We start from the raw sequence: 16,962 nt of genomic DNA on the forward strand, positions 1-16,962 counted from the left end.
GAAAAGCGGCTGGGGTACCTTCGGGACAGCCTCAGCCGCTTTTGAGATATTTCACCGCCGCATCGCGTTCGAATAAATAAAGCAAGACCCGCAAAGCATCGGCGCGGGGGCCTTTCAGATCAGGATCGCGGGCAATCACAAGACGCGCTTCATCGCGGGCGAATTCCATCAGATCGCTATGGGCTTCCAGATCCGCCAGCCGGAATTCCGGCATCCCCGATTGTCGGGTTCCCAGCATTTCCCCCGCCCCGCGCAGCCGCAAATCTTCTTCCGCAATAAGAAAGCCATCTTCGGTTTCGCGCATGATATTAAGCCGCGACCGTGCCACTTCCCCCGCATCAGCCGCGCGCAACAGCATACATGTGGACGATCCCGTCCCGCGCCCCACCCGGCCCCGCAATTGATGCAATTGGGCAAGGCCGAAGCGCTCTGCATGTTCGATCACCATGATGGTGGCATTGGGCACATCCACCCCCACCTCGATCACCGTTGTGGCCACCAGAACGGACAAATCCCCCGCCTTGAACGCGGCCATCACGGCATCTTTTTCGGCGCTTTTCATGCGGCCATGCACCAGCCCGACTTTTGGCCCCAAAAGCTGTTGCAGCTGGACAAAACGATCTTCGGCGGCGGCCAGATCGCTTTTTTCCGTCAGTTCCACCAAAGGGCATACCCAATATATCTGCGCACCGGCCCCCACGGCGCGGACAATGCCATCGATCACCTCTGGCAAGCGGTCCAACGATACCACCCGCGTATCGATCGGCTTTCTGCCGGGCGGTTTTTCCATGATCCGGCTTACATCCATATCGCCATAAATGGTCATGGTCAGGGTGCGCGGAATGGGGGTGGCCGTCATCACCAGAACATCGGCCCCACGCTTTGATTTTTCCGCCAAAGCCAGCCTTTGAAACACTCCGAACCGGTGCTGTTCATCCACCACGACAAAGGCCAGATCGGCAAAATCCACATCCCCCGTCAGCAGCGCATGGGTGCCCACCAAAATATCAATCTCACCGCCCGCCAAGCGGCTCAGAATATCGGCGCGCGCCCGACCCTTGATGCGCCCTGTCAGAATCTCCATCCGCAGGCCCGCCTTATCGGCCATGGATTTCAATGTGTCGAAATGCTGGCGGGCGAGAATTTCCGTGGGAGCCAAAAAGGCCGCCTGCCCGCCTGCCTCTACCGCCCCCGCCATCGCCAGCAAGGCAAGGATGGTTTTACCCGACCCCACATCCCCTTGCACCAAGCGCAACATGGCAGAGGGATCGGCCATATCCGCTTCGATCTCTGCCAAGACACGGACCTGATCATTGGTCAGTTGCCATGGCAAGGCATCAAGAATAGCGCGTTTCAGCCTACCCGAAGGCTGCAAGGACCGCCCCCGGCTTTTACGGGCCCGATGCCGGACCAGTGCCAATGCCAATTGATTGGCCAGCAATTCATCGTAAGCCAAGCGCCGCCGAGTGGCGGTATCCGCTTCAAGCTCTGCTTGGGATTGCGGCGCATGGGCGGCGTCAAGGGCGCGTTTCCAGCTAGGAAAGCCTTCCCGTGCCACCAGATCCGGGTCCGACCATTCCGGCAGATCGGGTGCCAAAGAAAGCGCCCCTTCCACCGCCCGGCGCACCGGCTTTTGCCCCAATCCTTGCGTGAGCGGATAAAGCGGCTCCAAAGCAGGGAGGCTGTCTTCTTCTTCGGGTTTGACGATATAATCGGGATGGGTGATCTGCGGGCGATCCTGAAACAGTTCCACCCGCCCCGAAATCAACCGGGTGCTGCCTTCGGGCAAGGTGCGGACAAGCCAATCGGCGCGGGCATGAAAGAATACCAGCGTTAAAAAGCCGCTGTCATCGCGCATGATGACCCGATATGGCCCGCGGTGCCGTGTGGGCGGCTGATGATGATCCACCACCAGCGATAATGTGACCACCTCGCCTTCTTTCACTTGCGCCACTTTTGGCCGGGCGCGACGGTCCACAAGGCCGGTGGGCAAATGCCACAACAAATCCACCACCCGCCCGCCGGTCAGGCGCTCGAACAAAGCTTTATTGCGCGGGCCAACACCCGGCAGCGTTGTGACATCGGCAAACAAGGGAAACAGGATGGTGGGGCGCATGAGCGGTCGATCCAAAGACTATAGTGGCTTAGCGACGACCCGGCCGATTGCGCCATTCTTCTTCAAGAAGCGCATAATAATGATCGTCGAGCCATTCGCCATAGCATAGAAAACTTTTCTTGAAGATGCCTTCGCGGCGAAAGCCCAAAGCCTCCACAAGGCGGCTCGATGCCCGGTTGGGAGCGGCAATAGTGGCCACAAGGCGGTGCAGGCCATGATCGCCAAACAAATGATCCACCATGATCCCCACCGCTTCGCCCGCCATCCCACGGCCCTGAAATTCATCCAAAAGCCGATAGCCGATTTCCGCTTGTTGGGGACCGGGAATACCAAAGCCCACGCCTATGTCTCCCGCCGTTTTTCCTGTGGGTCGATCGACGATGGCATATTGATACCAGCCGCCTGAAGGCCCTTGTTCACCGGGTTTTTTCGTTTTCATTTCCAAAACCACATCCCGCGCCCATCCTTCGGTATCGGGATTCTCCCAGCCGGTATAGCGATTGGCCTCAACGCCGGTGCGGGCCGCCACCAAAGCGTCTATGTCGCAGTCATCCACAGGCCGTAAAAGCAGCCGGGCATTTTTTTCAAGTGTTGGCGTTCGGGTGGTCATGGCGTGTCCTATCCCATCAAATGATCAAACGGCCTGTACCGCAATTGGCGGCTATCCTGAAACGCCATGCCCGTCTTGGCAAGCTGCAAGACCATATTGCCCCCTTGGCGCTGGACCGGCGGCCTTCGCGCTTTTATAGTCCGCCGCGTCTTTGATCCTGACGCTTCGTCCTTGGCCCCTTCTTTTCTTGATGAGATCCCCATGTCTGAAAATCTGCCAACTGCCAATATCGATCTCGAAAACCGTCGCAAACGGCTGGTCTTTCGTGCCTGGCACCGGGGGGTGAAGGAAGCCGATATCATCATCGGCACCTTCGTGCGCACCCATGTGGAAAGCTGGGATCACGAACAGATTGCATGGTTTGAGCGGCTTTTGGAAGAAAGCGACCGTGATATTCTGGCCTGGATCATGAAATCCGAACCGGTGCCTGACATCTTTGACACCCCCTGCCTTCACGACATGCAAAAGCTGGATTATGTGAGCATCGGGGATTAGGCCATGGCGGATCTGGCTACATTATTGAAAGCCGACCGTCCTCAAACCCTTGCGGGCGTGCCGGAAGGCTTTGATGCGTTGGTGCTCGGCGATCTTGCACAGGCCGCCCAATCGCGCCTTGGCGCCGTGCCTTTGCTGCATATTGCCCGCGAAGATCGCCGCATCAGTGAACTGACGGAGCAAATCGCCTTTTTCGCGCCGGAAATAGAGGTGATCGCCCTCCCTGCATGGGATTGCCTGCCTTATGACCGGGTTTCTCCCAATGGCGAAATCATGGCCCGGCGCATGGCAGCGCTCACCCGCCTTGCCACCACGAAGCCGTCTGGCCCGCGCATTGTTTTGACCACTATTTCGGCGGCCCTGCAGCGGGTTCCTGCGCGCGATTTTGTCACCTCGCAAAGTTTTTGCGCAAAGCCCGGTGACAGCATCGACATATCGGCCCTTACCGCCTTCTTGACCAAAGGCGGCTATAGCCGTTCCAGCCAAGTGACCGAACCCGGCGAATTTGCCCAACGCGGCGGTTTGATCGACATTTTCCCGCCCGATGCGCGCAGCCCTATCCGGTTGGACCTGTTTGGCGACGAACTGGATCAACTGCGATGTTTTGATCCTTTGAGCCAACGCACCACGGGCAAACTGGACCGGATCGACCTTCGTCCGGTTGGCGAGTTCGCTCTGGATGAAACCGCAATCCGCCGCTTCCGTAAGACTTATGTGGAAACATTCGGGGCGGTGACCGACTCTGATCCGCTTTATGAAGCCATCAGCGAAGGGCGGCGCTATCAAGGGGCCGAGCATTGGCTGCCCTTATTCCATGACCGCATGGAAACCCTGTTCGATTATCTGCCCGATGCCCTTGTCAGCCTTGACCATCAGGCATCGGAAGCCGCCACCCAGCGCATTGAATCCATCTGCGATTATTATGAAACGCGCAAGGAAGCCACAAAGGCCAAGGTCAAGACGGCGCTGTCTTCCCCCTATAAACCCTTGATGCCCGGCACCCTTTATCTTGACCATGATGAATGGGATGATCTTTTGGGAGAAAGGGCGGCCCGCACTTTCTCGCCCTTTGCCGCCCCTTCGTCCGACATCGTGGTGAATTTCGATGGAAAGGTGGGCCGCAATTTCGCACCGGAACGGCAAAATCGCGACATCAATATCTATGATGCCCTGCGCACATATGTGTCCGGGCTTTTAAAAGACAAAAAACGTGTCGTTTTGGCCACCTATTCCGATGGGGCGCGCCAACGTATGCAAACGGTGCTGGCCGATCACAAATTACACAAAACCGCCCCGGCGCAAAACTGGGACGAGGCCCGCGCTTTGCCCAAACAAACCGTTGCCCTTGCTGTCATGGCTTTGGAGCACGGCTTTGACACCCCCGATCTGGCGGTGGTCACCGAACAGGATATCTTGGGCGACCGATTGATCCGCAAAGGCCGCAAAGCCCGGCGCGGTGATGATTTCTTGCGCGATGCCTCTGCCTTGTCACCCGGCAATCTGGTGGTGCATGTGGATCACGGGGTTGGCCGCTTTGAAGGCCTTGAAACCATCGAGGTATCCGGCGCCCCCCATGATTGTGTGGCACTCACCTACCGCGATGGCGACAAGCTGTTTGTGCCGGTCGAAAATATCGACGTTCTCTCGCGCTATGGCTCGGAAGGCACCGACAACGAGTTGGACAAATTGGGCGGCCATGCCTGGCAGGCCAAAAAAGCCCGCATGAAAAAGCGCATCCGCGATATGGCGGAAGGGCTGATCAAAATCGCCGCCACCCGCGCTTTAAAGCATGCCGAAACATTTTCTGCCCCCGCCGGGCTTTATGATGAATTTGCCTCGCGCTTTCCCTATACGGAAACAGATGATCAACTGCGCGCCATTGAAGATGTGTCCAGCGATTTGATCTCGGGAAAACCCATGGACCGTCTGGTCTGCGGCGATGTGGGTTTTGGCAAAACCGAAGTGGCGCTTCGCGCCGCCTTTATCGCTGTAATGGCTGGACAACAGGTGGCTGTCGTCGCACCCACGACCCTTCTCGCCCGCCAGCATGCCCAAAATTTCACCGAACGATTCCGCGGCCTGCCGGTGCGTATCGAACAGCTTTCACGGCTTATCAGCCCCAAAGAAGCCCGCACCACCAAGGATGGCCTGCGCGATGGCACGGTGGATATTGTGGTGGGCACCCATGCACTATTGGGAAAGACCATTGAATTCAAGCGGTTGGGCCTTTTGATCATCGATGAAGAACAGCATTTCGGTGTTGCCCATAAAGAAAAGCTCAAGCAATTGAAGGCCGATGTGCATGTACTGACCTTAACCGCCACCCCCATTCCGCGCACCTTGCAATTGGCCATGTCGGGCATCCGCGACCTGTCTTTGATCGCCACGCCACCGGTGGATCGCTTGGCGGTGCGGACCTTTGTTATGCCATTTGACGATGTGGTGATCCGCGAAGCCCTGTTGCGGGAACATTTCCGGGGCGGGCAAAGCTTTTATGTGGTGCCGCGCATCGCTGATCTGGAAGAGGCCCAAGCCTTTCTGCGCGATAGCGTTCCGGAAGTGAAAGTTATCACCGCCCATGGGCAGATGTCGCCCGCCCAGATCGAAGACACCATGACCTCGTTTTACGAGGGGCGTTATGATGTACTTTTATCCACCACTATTGTGGAATCGGGGCTGGATATTCCGCGGGCCAATACGCTGATCATTCACCGCGCCGATATGTTTGGACTGGCCCAGCTTTATCAATTGCGGGGCCGCGTCGGGCGCTCAAAGGTGCGGGCCTATGCCTATCTGACCCACCCCGCCAACCGCATCATGACCATTGGTGCGCAAAAGCGGCTGGAAGTGCTGCAATCACTGGACACATTGGGGGCCGGCTTTACTCTTGCCAGCCACGATATGGACATCCGCGGTGCTGGCAATCTTTTGGGCGATGAACAATCGGGGCATATCAAGGAAGTGGGGGTAGAGCTTTACCAGCAAATGCTGGAAGAAGCCGTGGCCGCCGCCCGCGATGGCGGGGCCGAAGATGCGCAGGATGACGGAGCCTTGTCACCGCAGATCAATGTGGGGGCCACCGTCTTGATCCCCGAAACATATGTGGAAGATCTCAATCTGCGCATGGCCCTTTATCGGCGCATCGCAGACCTTGACTCAAAGCCGGAAATCGAAGGATTCGCCGCCGAATTGATTGACCGCTTTGGCCCCATCCCCACCGAAGTAGACCAATTGCTATCGGTGATCGAGATCAAGATAGCCTGTATGGCCGCTGGAATTTCCAAGATCGATGCCGGACCAAAGGGCATCACGGTAAGTTTCCACCGCGATCGCTTCGCCAATCCCGGCGGACTGGTGGAGTTTATTTCCAAACAAAAAGTCACCGCCAAATTGCGGCCCGATCACAAATTGGTCTATCTGGCGCGGATCGACAGCGTGGAACGGCGCCTGAAGGTGGTCAAGCAACTGGCACTTGGCATTTCAAAGGTGGCTCAAAAAGCCAAACAGGCCGCATAACCACGGAACCGGCCATCAATTTCCGGGGCGGACAGGAACCGGCACGGTGCAAACGTCAACAAAAGACGTGGGACCGTGATGCCAGAAAGCCCCCTTGCGATTCCTTTGCGCATCCAGCTGTTCGAGGAATCTTGGATGGCTGGTATTGATCACTTCCAGCCTTGTTCGATCGGCAGGATCAAGATCGGCGGCAATGGCCATGGATTTGATCGCCGTGCGCAAGGTTTTGCTACCGATCACCCCGCCTGCAATATCCCGATCACCGCGATAGGCCCCTTGGATAAAGCGAAACCCTTGAAGCACCCGACCAACGATGGTGAGATTACGGTCCAGATGTCGCGGCGCCTGGCCAATGGGGAAATAAAAATCCGACGTGGCGGAGTCCGCTTCATTTTCCCGCGCGAACGCCATAACACCGGGACAATGGATCGCCCATTCCCGACCCTCCTTGCTGTCATATCCCAGTGCAAAGCCTTGATAAAGGCCGGTTTTGTCGGCAAAGGGGTCATTGCTCTCTACCGGCGTCACCCCGTCTAGCCGGCCCATCTCCCATTCAAATTCTGCAGGAAGTGCGGGAATATCCTCCACATCAACCTCAAGCCCGCCTTGGGCGACGAAATTCTCGATCACTCGATAAAAGCTGGTGTTCGTATAGCGCCCTTCGCGCACCAAACGCTTTAACTGCTCGACATTTTTCGGCGCAAGATCGGGAGCAAGTTCCACAATCACCCGCCCCCGATCCATCTCGATATAAAGCGTATTTTCAGGGTCCAGCCTGCGCCACACATCATCCTGACCGCGCGCGCAAGTGGTGGCAAATATCGTCGCCGACAGTACCGCACCCAAAATCCCTATGCGTCCCATCCGTCTCATATATTTGCCCCCTTTTTACGGTTTCACTTAGCCAAGACGTGCCTTGGCCGCTTTCAGCTTTTCAAGTTGATCGCTCTCTTGCTCCAAGCGGTTACGGGCTTCCGCCACCACCTCATCAGGCGCATTGGCAACGAATTTCTCGTTGGAAAGCCGCCCTGACAGGGCATTGATTTCCTTCTCGGTCTTGGCAATGGCCTTGTCCAGGCGTGCCCGTTCTTCCCCAAGATCGATCACACCCTCAAGCGGAATAGCGAAAGAAGCCCCGTCCATCACGAATTGCACCGCGCCTTTATTCGGCAGATGCTCGGTGGGGGTGATGCTGGCCAAACGCCCAAGCCGTAAAATCAAATCACCATTACGGGCCAGCCATGAAAGCCGTTCCTCGCGGGTTTCCTGCACCAAGACCGAAACCTTGGCCCCAGCGGGGATATTGGCTTCCGACCGGGCCGAGCGCGTGGCACTGATCAGATCAACGATCCATGTCAGTTCCGCATCGGCCTCGGCATCCACCGCATCGGCGCGCACCACCGGCCAGCGGGCTTCGATCAGATCAGCGCGGTCGCCTTCAAAAAGCGCATGCCATAATTCTTCGGTGATAAACGGCATGAAAGGATGCAACAGCACCAGAATCTGATCCAGAACCCAACCGGCAACCGCGCGGGTTTCGTCCTTTTCCGCGCCGTCTTCCCCCATCAAAGTGGGCTTGATCAGCTCCAGATACCAATCGCAGAAGGTGCCCCATGTGAAATGGTAAATGGCATTTGCCGCTGCATCGAACCGGAACGCTTCCAGCGATTTTGTCACCAGTTCTGCCGCCTTGCCAATCTCGCCGATAATCCAGCGATTAACCGACAAAGTGGCCGGCGGCGGAGCCAGATCCCGGCTGCCGCCAATCCCATTCATTTCACAAAAACGCGCCGCATTCCAAAGCTTGGTGCCGAAATTCCGGTAGCCTTCCACACGGCTTTCCGACAGCTTGATATCGCGGCCCTGGGTTTCCAAAGACGCCATGGTGAAGCGCAGGGCATCGGCTCCGTATTTATTGATGAAATCAAGGGGATCAATCACATTCCCCTTGGATTTCGACATCTTGTCTCCTTTTTCGTCGCGGACCAAAGAGGTGATATAGACATCCTTGAACGGCACTTCATTCATGAAATGCAGGCCGGACATCATCATCCGGGCAACCCAAAAGAAGATAATGTCAAAGGCCGTGACCAGCGTTGCCGTGGGATAAAAACGCTTCACATCCGGCGTATCTTCGGGCCAGCCCAGCGTGGAAAACGGCCACAAAGCCGATGAGAACCATGTATCAAGCACATCTTCATCGCGGGTAAGCGCAACGCCCTCTCCCGCTTGTGCCTGGGCTTCTTCTTCCGATTCCGCCACATAAACGGTCCCATCCGGGCCATACCATGCTGGGATCTGATGGCCCCACCAAAGTTGTCGCGAAATGCACCAGGGCTGGATATTCTCCATCCACTGATAATAGGTTTTTTCCCAATTACCCGGCACGAACTTTGTTTTTCCAGAACGCACCGCCTCAATGGCAGGCCCAGCCAGCGTTTTCGCATCCACATACCATTGATCGGTCAACCATGGCTCGATCACCACGCCGGACCGATCACCATAAGGCATCATGATACACTTGGGCTCGATTTTCACCAAAACACCCAAGGCATCCAGATCGGCCACCACCGCTTTACGCGCCTCTTCCCGGCTCATGCCACGATATTTTTCCGGGGCGTTTTCGTTGATGGCGGCATGTTGATCGAAGATATTGATCATCTCCAGATCATTGCGCTTGCCCACTTCGAAATCATTAAAATCATGGGCGGGCGTGATCTTCACCGCTCCGGAGCCTTGTTCGGGATCCGCATGTTCATCGGCAATGATGGGGATAAGGCGATCCGTCAACGGCAGGCGCACCATTTTGCCCACCAGATGGCGGTAGCGATCATCTTCCGGATGCACGGCAACAGCCGTATCGCCCAGCATGGTTTCAGGGCGCGTGGTGGCGACAATGATGCGTTCATCGCTGCCATCCACCGGATAGGCCAAATGCCAGAAATTGCCGTCTACCTCGCGCTGTTCCACTTCCAGATCGGAAATGGCGGTGCGGAATTTCGGGTCCCAGTTTACCAGCCGTTTATCGCGGTAGATCAATCCCTCGCGGTGATATTGCACGAATACCTTTACAACCGCTTTGGACAAACCCTCATCCATGGTGAAGCGCGAGCGCGACCAATCCGCCGATGAACCAAGGCGCTTCAATTGGTTTTCAATGGTCCCGCCCGATTCCTCTTTCCACTTCCAGACCCGCTCCAAAAAGGCTTCGCGCCCCATATCGCGGCGGTCCAGCCCCTCGGCGGCCAATTGGCGTTCCACCACCATTTGGGTGGCGATCCCCGCATGATCCACACCGGGTTGCCACAACACATCCTTGCCGCGAAGCCGCTCGAAACGGCACAGCACATCTTGCAAGGTATTGTTGAGCGCATGCCCCACATGCAACGAGCCGGTGACATTGGGCGGCGGAATCACGATGCAATAAGGCTGGGCATCGGGGCGGCGGCCACTTTTGAAGGCCCCGCTTTTTTCCCAATGCGGGAACCATTTTTTCTCGATATCCGACGGATCGTAATGCTTGTCCATGTATCCAGCTCAATAGGTTTGCCAAGGGCGTCAAAAGAGTTTGGCGCACTCTAACGGCTGCATTGGCTCTAATCCATGCAAAAAGACAAGCTTTAAAAACAGAGTGAAAGAATACCGGACTGTGGCTTATTTACGCCCGCCACGCGCCGCGATGCGCGCCACTTCCCGCTCCACCATATCCTCGACGATGCGGGGCAGATTTTCATCCAGCCAGGCCCGCAACATCGGCTTGAGCATTTCCCGCACCAAGCCTTCCAAGGTATTGCCTGCCCCTTCATACCCGCCAACCAACATGGCCGACAATTCCGCAAAAGAGGCGCTGGACCGCTCTTCGGTACTGCTGGAAACCAAAGCCTCTTCGGTGATTTTATCAGCCAGATCCTCAGCAAGGCTATCCGGCTCGTCAAAGTCTGGCTCGGACTCTGGTTCTGGTTCCGCTTCCACAAAGTCAGTCAGCTCCAGAACATCGTCTTCCGGCTCTGGCTCCGGCTCAAAGGCCGGTTCGGGCTCAGGCTCAGGCTCAGGTTCAGGCGCTGGCTCCGGCTCCATATCGGCCTGATCCAGCGCACTATCTGCCTCTGGTTGCGTTTCTTCAACCGGACGCGACTCATCGGAAGATGACTCACCCTCATCCGCCGAATCTTCTGAAATGATGCGGCGGATGGAGGCAAGAATCTCCTCCATCGTTGGTTCTTTTTCGACCGTCTCAGTCATAGGCGACAATCACCGGCCCTGCGGCTGTTTGTTGTTACGCTATAGAATAGCCGCGAAATATCCTTAGAGATGGTTAATTGTGATAAAAATTTCTGTCAACACTTAGGCCAAGGCCCATTTATTATTCAGAATCGTCTTTATCACCCGTTCCCCATCCCACGAACTTCCATTTCACAGACTTGTAGTATTCTTCCGGCTGATACAATTCAACCGGCAGATTAAGCGATGCGGCATTCAATCGACCCACCGCTTCCAAAACCGAAAAGCCCGCCACATATTCATTACGGCGTGCCGTTACCAGATTCACCCGGCTATCCAGCAGGATCTGTTCCGCATCCAAAACGTCCAAAGTGGTGCGCGACCCGACAGAGGCTTCCTGGCGCACTCCTTCAAGGGCAATCTCATTGGCGCGCACCTGAGCGGATGTTGCCTCGATACTGGCTTGAGCCGCCCGGTAATTTTCCCACGCCACCCGCACATTCTGCATCACCTGACGTTCCGCCGAAACGATCTGTAAACGCCGCTGGCTGTTGACCTGCTTGGCGCGCCGCACGGTGGAATATTCCGCACCGGATTGGTAAAGTGGAATATCGATGGTGATACCATAACGGGTGGTTTCGCCCACATTGCTAGCATTCACAAAGCTATTGGGAACCGGGTCGAAAGTCAGTGTCGGACTTTCACGCCGGGACCAGTCAGCAAAGGCACTAACCGTGGGGAGAACGCCGCCCTTGGCTTCCTTCACATCATATTTCGCCGCTTGTTCCACATGGCGGGCGGATACCACCAACGGATTTTCATCCAAAGCCACCTCGACAGCCATATCTTCGCTTTGCGGCAATGGCGGCAGTTCGGGCGCATCTTCCAAAGTACCCGGATACATGCCGATGATCCGGCGATAGATGGCGCGGCTGGTTTCAAGGGTTGCCTGCGCCTGAATACGTGTGGAGCGGGAACCGGCCAAGGCCGCTTCCGCCTGCGCCACATCGGTGCGCGTCACTTCCCCCACCCGGAAGCGATCCTGAGTCGCTTCCAATTGACGGGTGAGAACCTGCACATTGTTATCATTGAGCCGCACAACGGCCATATCCCGCAGCACATCCATATATGCGGTCACAGCATCCAAAAGCACCTGCTGTTCCGTCGACAGCAAATTGGCCCGTCCGGCCATCACTTCGGATTTGGCGCCCTTATATTGGTTGAAATTCCGCATACCGCGAAAGATCTGCTGATCCACGCGGGCAGAATACGCTTCATTGCTGCCGTTGAAATCATTGTCATTGACGATCGTGCCGTCGGTTCCGCGAACGGTGGTGGAGGAAATATCCGATTCAAACAATTGAATCTGACCGGAAATATTGGGACGCCAGTTGGAAATCGCCGCCGGAATCGCTTCATCCACCGAGCGTTGTTCCGCCCGGGCTGCGGCCAGATCGGGATTGCTGTAATATGCTGCGGCCAAAGCCTCCCGCAGGTTTCTGCGTGAACGGCCCCTGCAAAGCTCACGCTCAAGCCAAGTGCCGTTGTGGCCAATAAAAATCGTGCGCGTTTCATATCCTGTCTATCCTTCGTATGGCCCTTGTTTTTACGGGCCGTCTCGCTGTCATGTTTGTTGTCGCAACACCCCATAATCAAGGGTGTTCTTTTGTGGCTCAACCATATCGGTAAGAGATATAGATAAACAAGCATACTTTCAGAAATTCACCTCAAAGTTCTGCATTTTTGCCACAAAAATCAGAAACGGAATGTCTCTTTTTTAGAAAATCCGGGCAGGACCGGTGTAAATGCATCGAACAATTCCCGCGCGCCCACAGCCTTTTCCGCTCCGTCGCCTGCACTTGTTTTGGTGAAAACCACCCCCCGGCTCACCCCGTCTTGCTGGCGCACACAGACCAAACGGCCATGATCGGCAAGCTGCGCCATCAGGCTATCGGCAATCGTCTCCACCGCGCCATTGATGACAATCACATCGAATGGACCATGATCGGGAGCGCCAACCACCAATTTTCCTTCGATCACCACGGCATTGTCACAGCCCTGCTCTGAAAGCTTGGTCGAGGCTTTACCAGCCAAGTCCGCGTCTTCCTCAACGGCAACGACCGTTTCCGCCAAACGCGACAAAACAGCGGTGGAATAGCCGGTGGCTGCACCAATATCGAGCACCACATCATCGGGTTTGATGTCGGCAGCCATCACAAGACGCGCGAACACCATCGGCTCCATCAGATAGCGACCTTCGGCGATTTCCAGATCTTCATCCAGATAAGCGACGCCACGCAAAAACTTGGGTACGAACTGTTCACGCGGGACAGTCCTGATCGCATCAAGCACGCGTTCGTCGGAAACCCGATTGGGGCGAATCTGCCCTTCGATCATGGCAAGGCGCACGGCCTTTGAAGAGTCCTCGGCACTGGCCTTGCTCATGGCTGCGTTTCTCATCACAGTTCAGTCCCTTGATAAAGCTGTTTCAGGCTGGACTTATAACCATGGCAATCCCTGCTGACAACGGCCAGACGCACTCTAAGCCTTCAAATATCATTTGAGCCGCGTCTTTGAACAAAATCGAAGCAAATGACAAATCGCAACTATTGCGTTGCACATCAGCCAAGGCTTTGCTATTACGCCGCCCACACCGACCTGCGGCCCGGTGGCGGAGTGGTTACGCAGAGGACTGCAAATCCTTGCACGCCGGTTCGATTCCGGCCCGGGCCTCCAGATTTTCGGTGACTTTCGGCGGATTGTCATCATTTTGCGAAAATATTCGCAAGAAGGACTTGGCAGGATGAATTTTTCGTCCTATACGATCCGCCCGCGGCCACGGTCGCACGATATACGGTTTCCGGACCAGCTGTGTTCAGACACGAATATGCACACAGCAGGCCCTGATCCCCGGTAGCTCAGTTGGTAGAGCGAGCGGCTGTTAACCGCTTTGTCGCTGGTTCGAGTCCGGCCCGGGGAGCCAATCACCCGACAGGTGCACAGCATCTGTCGGGTTTTCTTTTGCCCCTTCCCCATATCGCCCCGAAACCAGCCCTCGCCGCACAGATTTTGGCGACAAAACGCCTTCCCAGACCAGCGGCACGCCGCAGCCTCACTGGCGCTTCATTCAAAGATTTTCAGAGGAAAGCACCCGGCGGAAGGGATCAATGATCCAGCTCTGCATCGCCGCACCTTTCATTTGCGCCAAGGCAGCCTCGATCAGGCGACGCCCCTTTTCAGGTTCGCCGTTCAAGATCATTGCCCAGCCGCGCAGCGCGTCCAGTCGTACCGACCATTCATCTCCGGGGCTACCGGCTGCAAGCAAGGCGGGATCAAGCCCCTCCACGATCGGCGCAGCGGCACCGCCATCGCCCATATCCAGCAGGGCCTGCGCCAGATAATAATTCAACACATGCACACCGGGTGAGGCTGGCCCCATCAGGCGGTCGAAAGCATCGCGCGCCGCTGTCAGCCGGGGAATCGCCTCCATGGCCTTTCCCAATTGCACCAGAATGACGCCTTCATTGCCGCCCGCCATCAGGCAATTGAGATGCTCAAGGCCAAGGGAGGCGCAGGTCGTCTCGCGCACGTGGGCAATCAAGGGCGCAGCTTCGGCCCAGCGTCCGCTGGCGGCATAAAGATTGCCCAATACCCCGCGCCCTTCGGCCAATTGGGTCGATTCCGGCCCGAAGGCGGCGGCCAATGCCGGCAAGGCCTCGGCCAGCACGCTTTCCGCCTTTTCCAGCCGCCCCGAATGAAGAAGGGCGGCACCATAATGCAATTTTGCGGTGGCGCGGCGTGCATCGCTGACGCCTGCATCGGCAAAGCGCGCCTCTTCTTGCAATTTTTCCAGAAGGACCACCGCCTCTTCCTGCCGCCCGATGCGGACATAGCCCTGCGCCAGATCAAGGCTGAGTGCATGGAAGTTGCGCGCATCATCCGGCGCAACACGGGCAAGACGCCGCAATGCCTCTTCATAATGGTCTGTTGCCGTTTCGCTTTTGGCCTGAAGAAGCTCAAAGCGCCCATGCGCCCGGGCAGCGGCCAGCCCTAGTGCGTCATCCTCGTCGAGTCGCGCGCCCGCATCTCCGTCGGCGGCCTCAAGCACCTCGCCCGCTTCGTCATAAAGCGAGGCATTGCTAAGCGCTTCGCCCAAGCGATAGCGAGCCTCCAGCGTGCGCGGATGGCTTTCGCCCAGCATATGGGCCAGAAGCAAAGCAGCGCGGCGATGATGCAGAACGGCGGTTGGGAAATCCTGAAGGCCGGTATAGATTTCCCCCGCCGTCAAGCGGACCGAGGCCTCCATGGCAGGATCGGCAGCAAAACGCGCTTCGATGCGCTTTGTGGCCTGTGTCAGTGCATCGCGCAGGCTGGCATCATGGCCCGCACCGGATTCGCGCGGGTCGGCATTGATCATGATATCACGCAAGAAGGCGGCGGTGGCTTCGGCGCGCGTTGCTTGCTGCTGTGCACTGTGCCACGCCTCGCTGGCACGCAAGAACAGCCCGGTGCTGGCTGCCACGCCCAACGCCAAAAGGGAAATCACCCCGATAAGCCAAGGCCGCCGCGCCCGGCTGCGTTGAAGAGCTGCCTGTGCTTTTAATGCGCGCTGTTTCACCGCCGCCAGCCGTCGCCGTTCAAGATGCCGCTCTTCCAAAGAACGCAGGCGTTGGGCCAGTTCAGCCGCCGAAGCCATGCGCCGCGTGGGATCACCCGCCGTTGCCTGCGCAATATCCTCGCGCAACAGGGCGCCTTCCAGATCATCCTCCCAGCCGGTTGTCAGCGGCTTTTTCAGATCACCCGCCAAGATCTGATAGCTAAGAACGCCCAATGCATAAATATCGCTGCGTGCTGTGGGGACCGCACCGGCTATCACCTCAGGCGCGATATAAAGGGGCGTGCCATAACTCGAATTGCTTGATGAATCATCCGCGATGGTCTGGCCAAGCGGGGTGATGCCCAGTTCCGCCAGCACGGCAGGCTCCATCAGGCGGCCACTGCCAAAATCGGTGACCCGCACCTGCCAGCCACCTTGGCCATCTGCATCCACCAGAACATTGGCAGGCTTCAAATCCTTGTGCAGCACCCCCACGCTATGGGCAGCGGCGATGGCGTCGATCACCTGCAAAGCCAGTTCCAACCGCTCGCTTGCTGACATGGCGGCCAGCCGTTCCTTCTCCTCCGCCCAGTCCGGCAGGCTCTGCCCGCCATAGGCACATTCAAGGAAGAAGGGCTCGGCTTCGAAATTCCAGTCGATGATGCGGCTGATGTCCGGGCGCTCCCCCAGCGATTCCCGCATCAAACGCGAGAGCGTGGCCTCGCGCTTCAGCGCCGCCAGACGCTCGCCATCGGGGCTGAATTTATAGACACGGCGCTCACCGGTCTTTTCATGCTGCGCCAGCCAGACCTCGCTGCCGTCGGTGATGGAAAGCTGCTCCAGAAGCCGGAAATGCGGACGGCCGGGCACGATCTCGCCGGGCTTGAGTTCAAGGCGGCTGATCAGTCGTCGCCCTGCGGCGATGCGCTCCAGCTCGCCATCGAAGCGATAGCCCACCCGCGCTTGTGTAACGATGAAGGCGGCATTCCCCTCGCCCAGCGCCTTGCGCAGCTTGGCCACGGCATTGGCCAGCACATTCTCGACGGTGATGCGCCCGGCCCAGACCGTCTCGAACAGTTCTTCCTTGGTGACGACTTCGCCCGCATGGTGCAAGAGCGCGCGCAATACCTCCAGCGGGCGGCGCTCCAGCTCCACCGGCTGCCCACCCATGCGCAGCTCGAAACGCGCCTCGTCGAACTCCGCCGAACCGAAACGATAGAGATATAAGCTACCAGATTGCGACAGAGCCGAGTCGCTCATCTGCGACCCCCTGTATTCCAAGCCACAAGCCCGAGCCGAACAAGACCGAGCCGAACAAGACCGAAACAAATTTTACAATGATTGAATGTTTATATCAACCATCTGATTAACCATGCGAATTCATAGCGTTAGGAATTCGTTAGAACT

Annotated in this window: 11 protein-coding genes and 2 tRNA genes; 5 read left to right on the forward strand and 8 right to left on the reverse strand. The window is 57.2% G+C overall.

The genetic code is table 11. The annotated features are described in order from the left end of the window. Positions 1–31: 31 nt before the first annotated feature. Both recG and JCM17844_RS08595 read right to left on the reverse strand, forming a co-directional pair. A complete protein-coding gene (gene recG, locus JCM17844_RS08590; protein WP_150000577.1) occupies positions 32–2,116 on the reverse strand; it encodes an ATP-dependent DNA helicase RecG in 2,085 nt (694 codons plus the stop codon). A gap of 28 nt (positions 2,117–2,144) precedes the next feature. Then, the gene (locus JCM17844_RS08595) at positions 2,145–2,726 is read right to left on the reverse strand and encodes a GNAT family N-acetyltransferase (protein WP_150000578.1); all 582 of its coding nucleotides are present in this window, start codon (positions 2,724–2,726) and stop codon (positions 2,145–2,147) included. Between the two features lie 20 nt (positions 2,727–2,746). On the opposite strand from JCM17844_RS08595, the gene JCM17844_RS16615 reads away from it, so the two are divergent. Genes JCM17844_RS16615 through mfd form a run of 3 tightly spaced genes read left to right on the forward strand, consistent with a single transcriptional unit; the run spans position 2,747 to position 6,737 of the window. Further along, on the forward strand, positions 2,747–2,881 hold the full coding sequence (locus tag JCM17844_RS16615; RefSeq protein ID WP_268885110.1) for a hypothetical protein: 135 nt from the start codon (positions 2,747–2,749) through the stop codon (positions 2,879–2,881). Positions 2,882–2,927: 46 nt separating this feature from the next. Next, complete coding sequence (locus tag JCM17844_RS08600) at positions 2,928–3,221, forward strand: FAD assembly factor SdhE (RefSeq protein ID WP_210431663.1); 294 nt, start codon at positions 2,928–2,930, stop codon at positions 3,219–3,221. A gap of 3 nt (positions 3,222–3,224) precedes the next feature. Then, on the forward strand, positions 3,225–6,737 hold the full coding sequence (gene mfd, locus JCM17844_RS08605) for a transcription-repair coupling factor (RefSeq protein WP_150000579.1): 3,513 nt from the start codon (positions 3,225–3,227) through the stop codon (positions 6,735–6,737). 15 nt (positions 6,738–6,752) lie between these two features. Here mfd and JCM17844_RS08610 read toward each other — a convergent pair whose 3' ends face one another. From JCM17844_RS08610 to JCM17844_RS08630, 5 genes are all read right to left on the reverse strand, one after another. Continuing rightward, on the reverse strand, positions 6,753–7,610 hold the full coding sequence (locus JCM17844_RS08610) for a peptidylprolyl isomerase (RefSeq protein ID WP_150000580.1): 858 nt from the start codon (positions 7,608–7,610) through the stop codon (positions 6,753–6,755). Between the two features lie 27 nt (positions 7,611–7,637). Continuing rightward, the gene (locus JCM17844_RS08615) at positions 7,638–10,265 is read right to left on the reverse strand and encodes a valine--tRNA ligase (RefSeq protein ID WP_150000581.1); all 2,628 of its coding nucleotides are present in this window, start codon (positions 10,263–10,265) and stop codon (positions 7,638–7,640) included. A 126-nt stretch (positions 10,266–10,391) separates the two neighbouring features. Further along, positions 10,392–10,949, reverse strand: a complete 558-nt coding sequence (locus JCM17844_RS08620; RefSeq protein ID WP_235898957.1) for a DUF2497 domain-containing protein — start codon at positions 10,947–10,949, stop codon at positions 10,392–10,394. Between the two features lie 151 nt (positions 10,950–11,100). Continuing rightward, positions 11,101–12,519 (reverse strand): TolC family outer membrane protein, encoded by a 1,419-nt coding sequence (locus tag JCM17844_RS08625; protein ID WP_150000583.1) that lies wholly within the window; start codon positions 12,517–12,519, stop codon positions 11,101–11,103. Between the two features lie 194 nt (positions 12,520–12,713). Beyond that, positions 12,714–13,418: a protein-L-isoaspartate O-methyltransferase family protein gene (locus JCM17844_RS08630; protein ID WP_235898961.1), complete on the reverse strand. Its 705-nt coding sequence runs from the start codon at positions 13,416–13,418 to the stop codon at positions 12,714–12,716. 202 nt (positions 13,419–13,620) lie between these two features. Between JCM17844_RS08630 and JCM17844_RS08635 the strand changes: the two genes are divergently transcribed. Beyond that, positions 13,621–13,694, forward strand: a tRNA-Cys gene (locus tag JCM17844_RS08635). A gap of 171 nt (positions 13,695–13,865) precedes the next feature. Beyond that, positions 13,866–13,941, forward strand: a tRNA-Asn gene (locus tag JCM17844_RS08640). Between the two features lie 144 nt (positions 13,942–14,085). Here JCM17844_RS08640 and JCM17844_RS08645 read toward each other — a convergent pair. After that, positions 14,086–16,815: a protein kinase domain-containing protein gene (locus JCM17844_RS08645; RefSeq protein WP_150000584.1), complete on the reverse strand. Its 2,730-nt coding sequence runs from the start codon at positions 16,813–16,815 to the stop codon at positions 14,086–14,088. Positions 16,816–16,962: the final 147 nt, after the last annotated feature.

It is taken from the genome of Iodidimonas gelatinilytica (genome assembly GCF_008579125.1).
Taxonomy (GTDB): Bacteria; Pseudomonadota; Alphaproteobacteria; order Sphingomonadales; family Rhodothalassiaceae; genus Iodidimonas; species Iodidimonas muriae.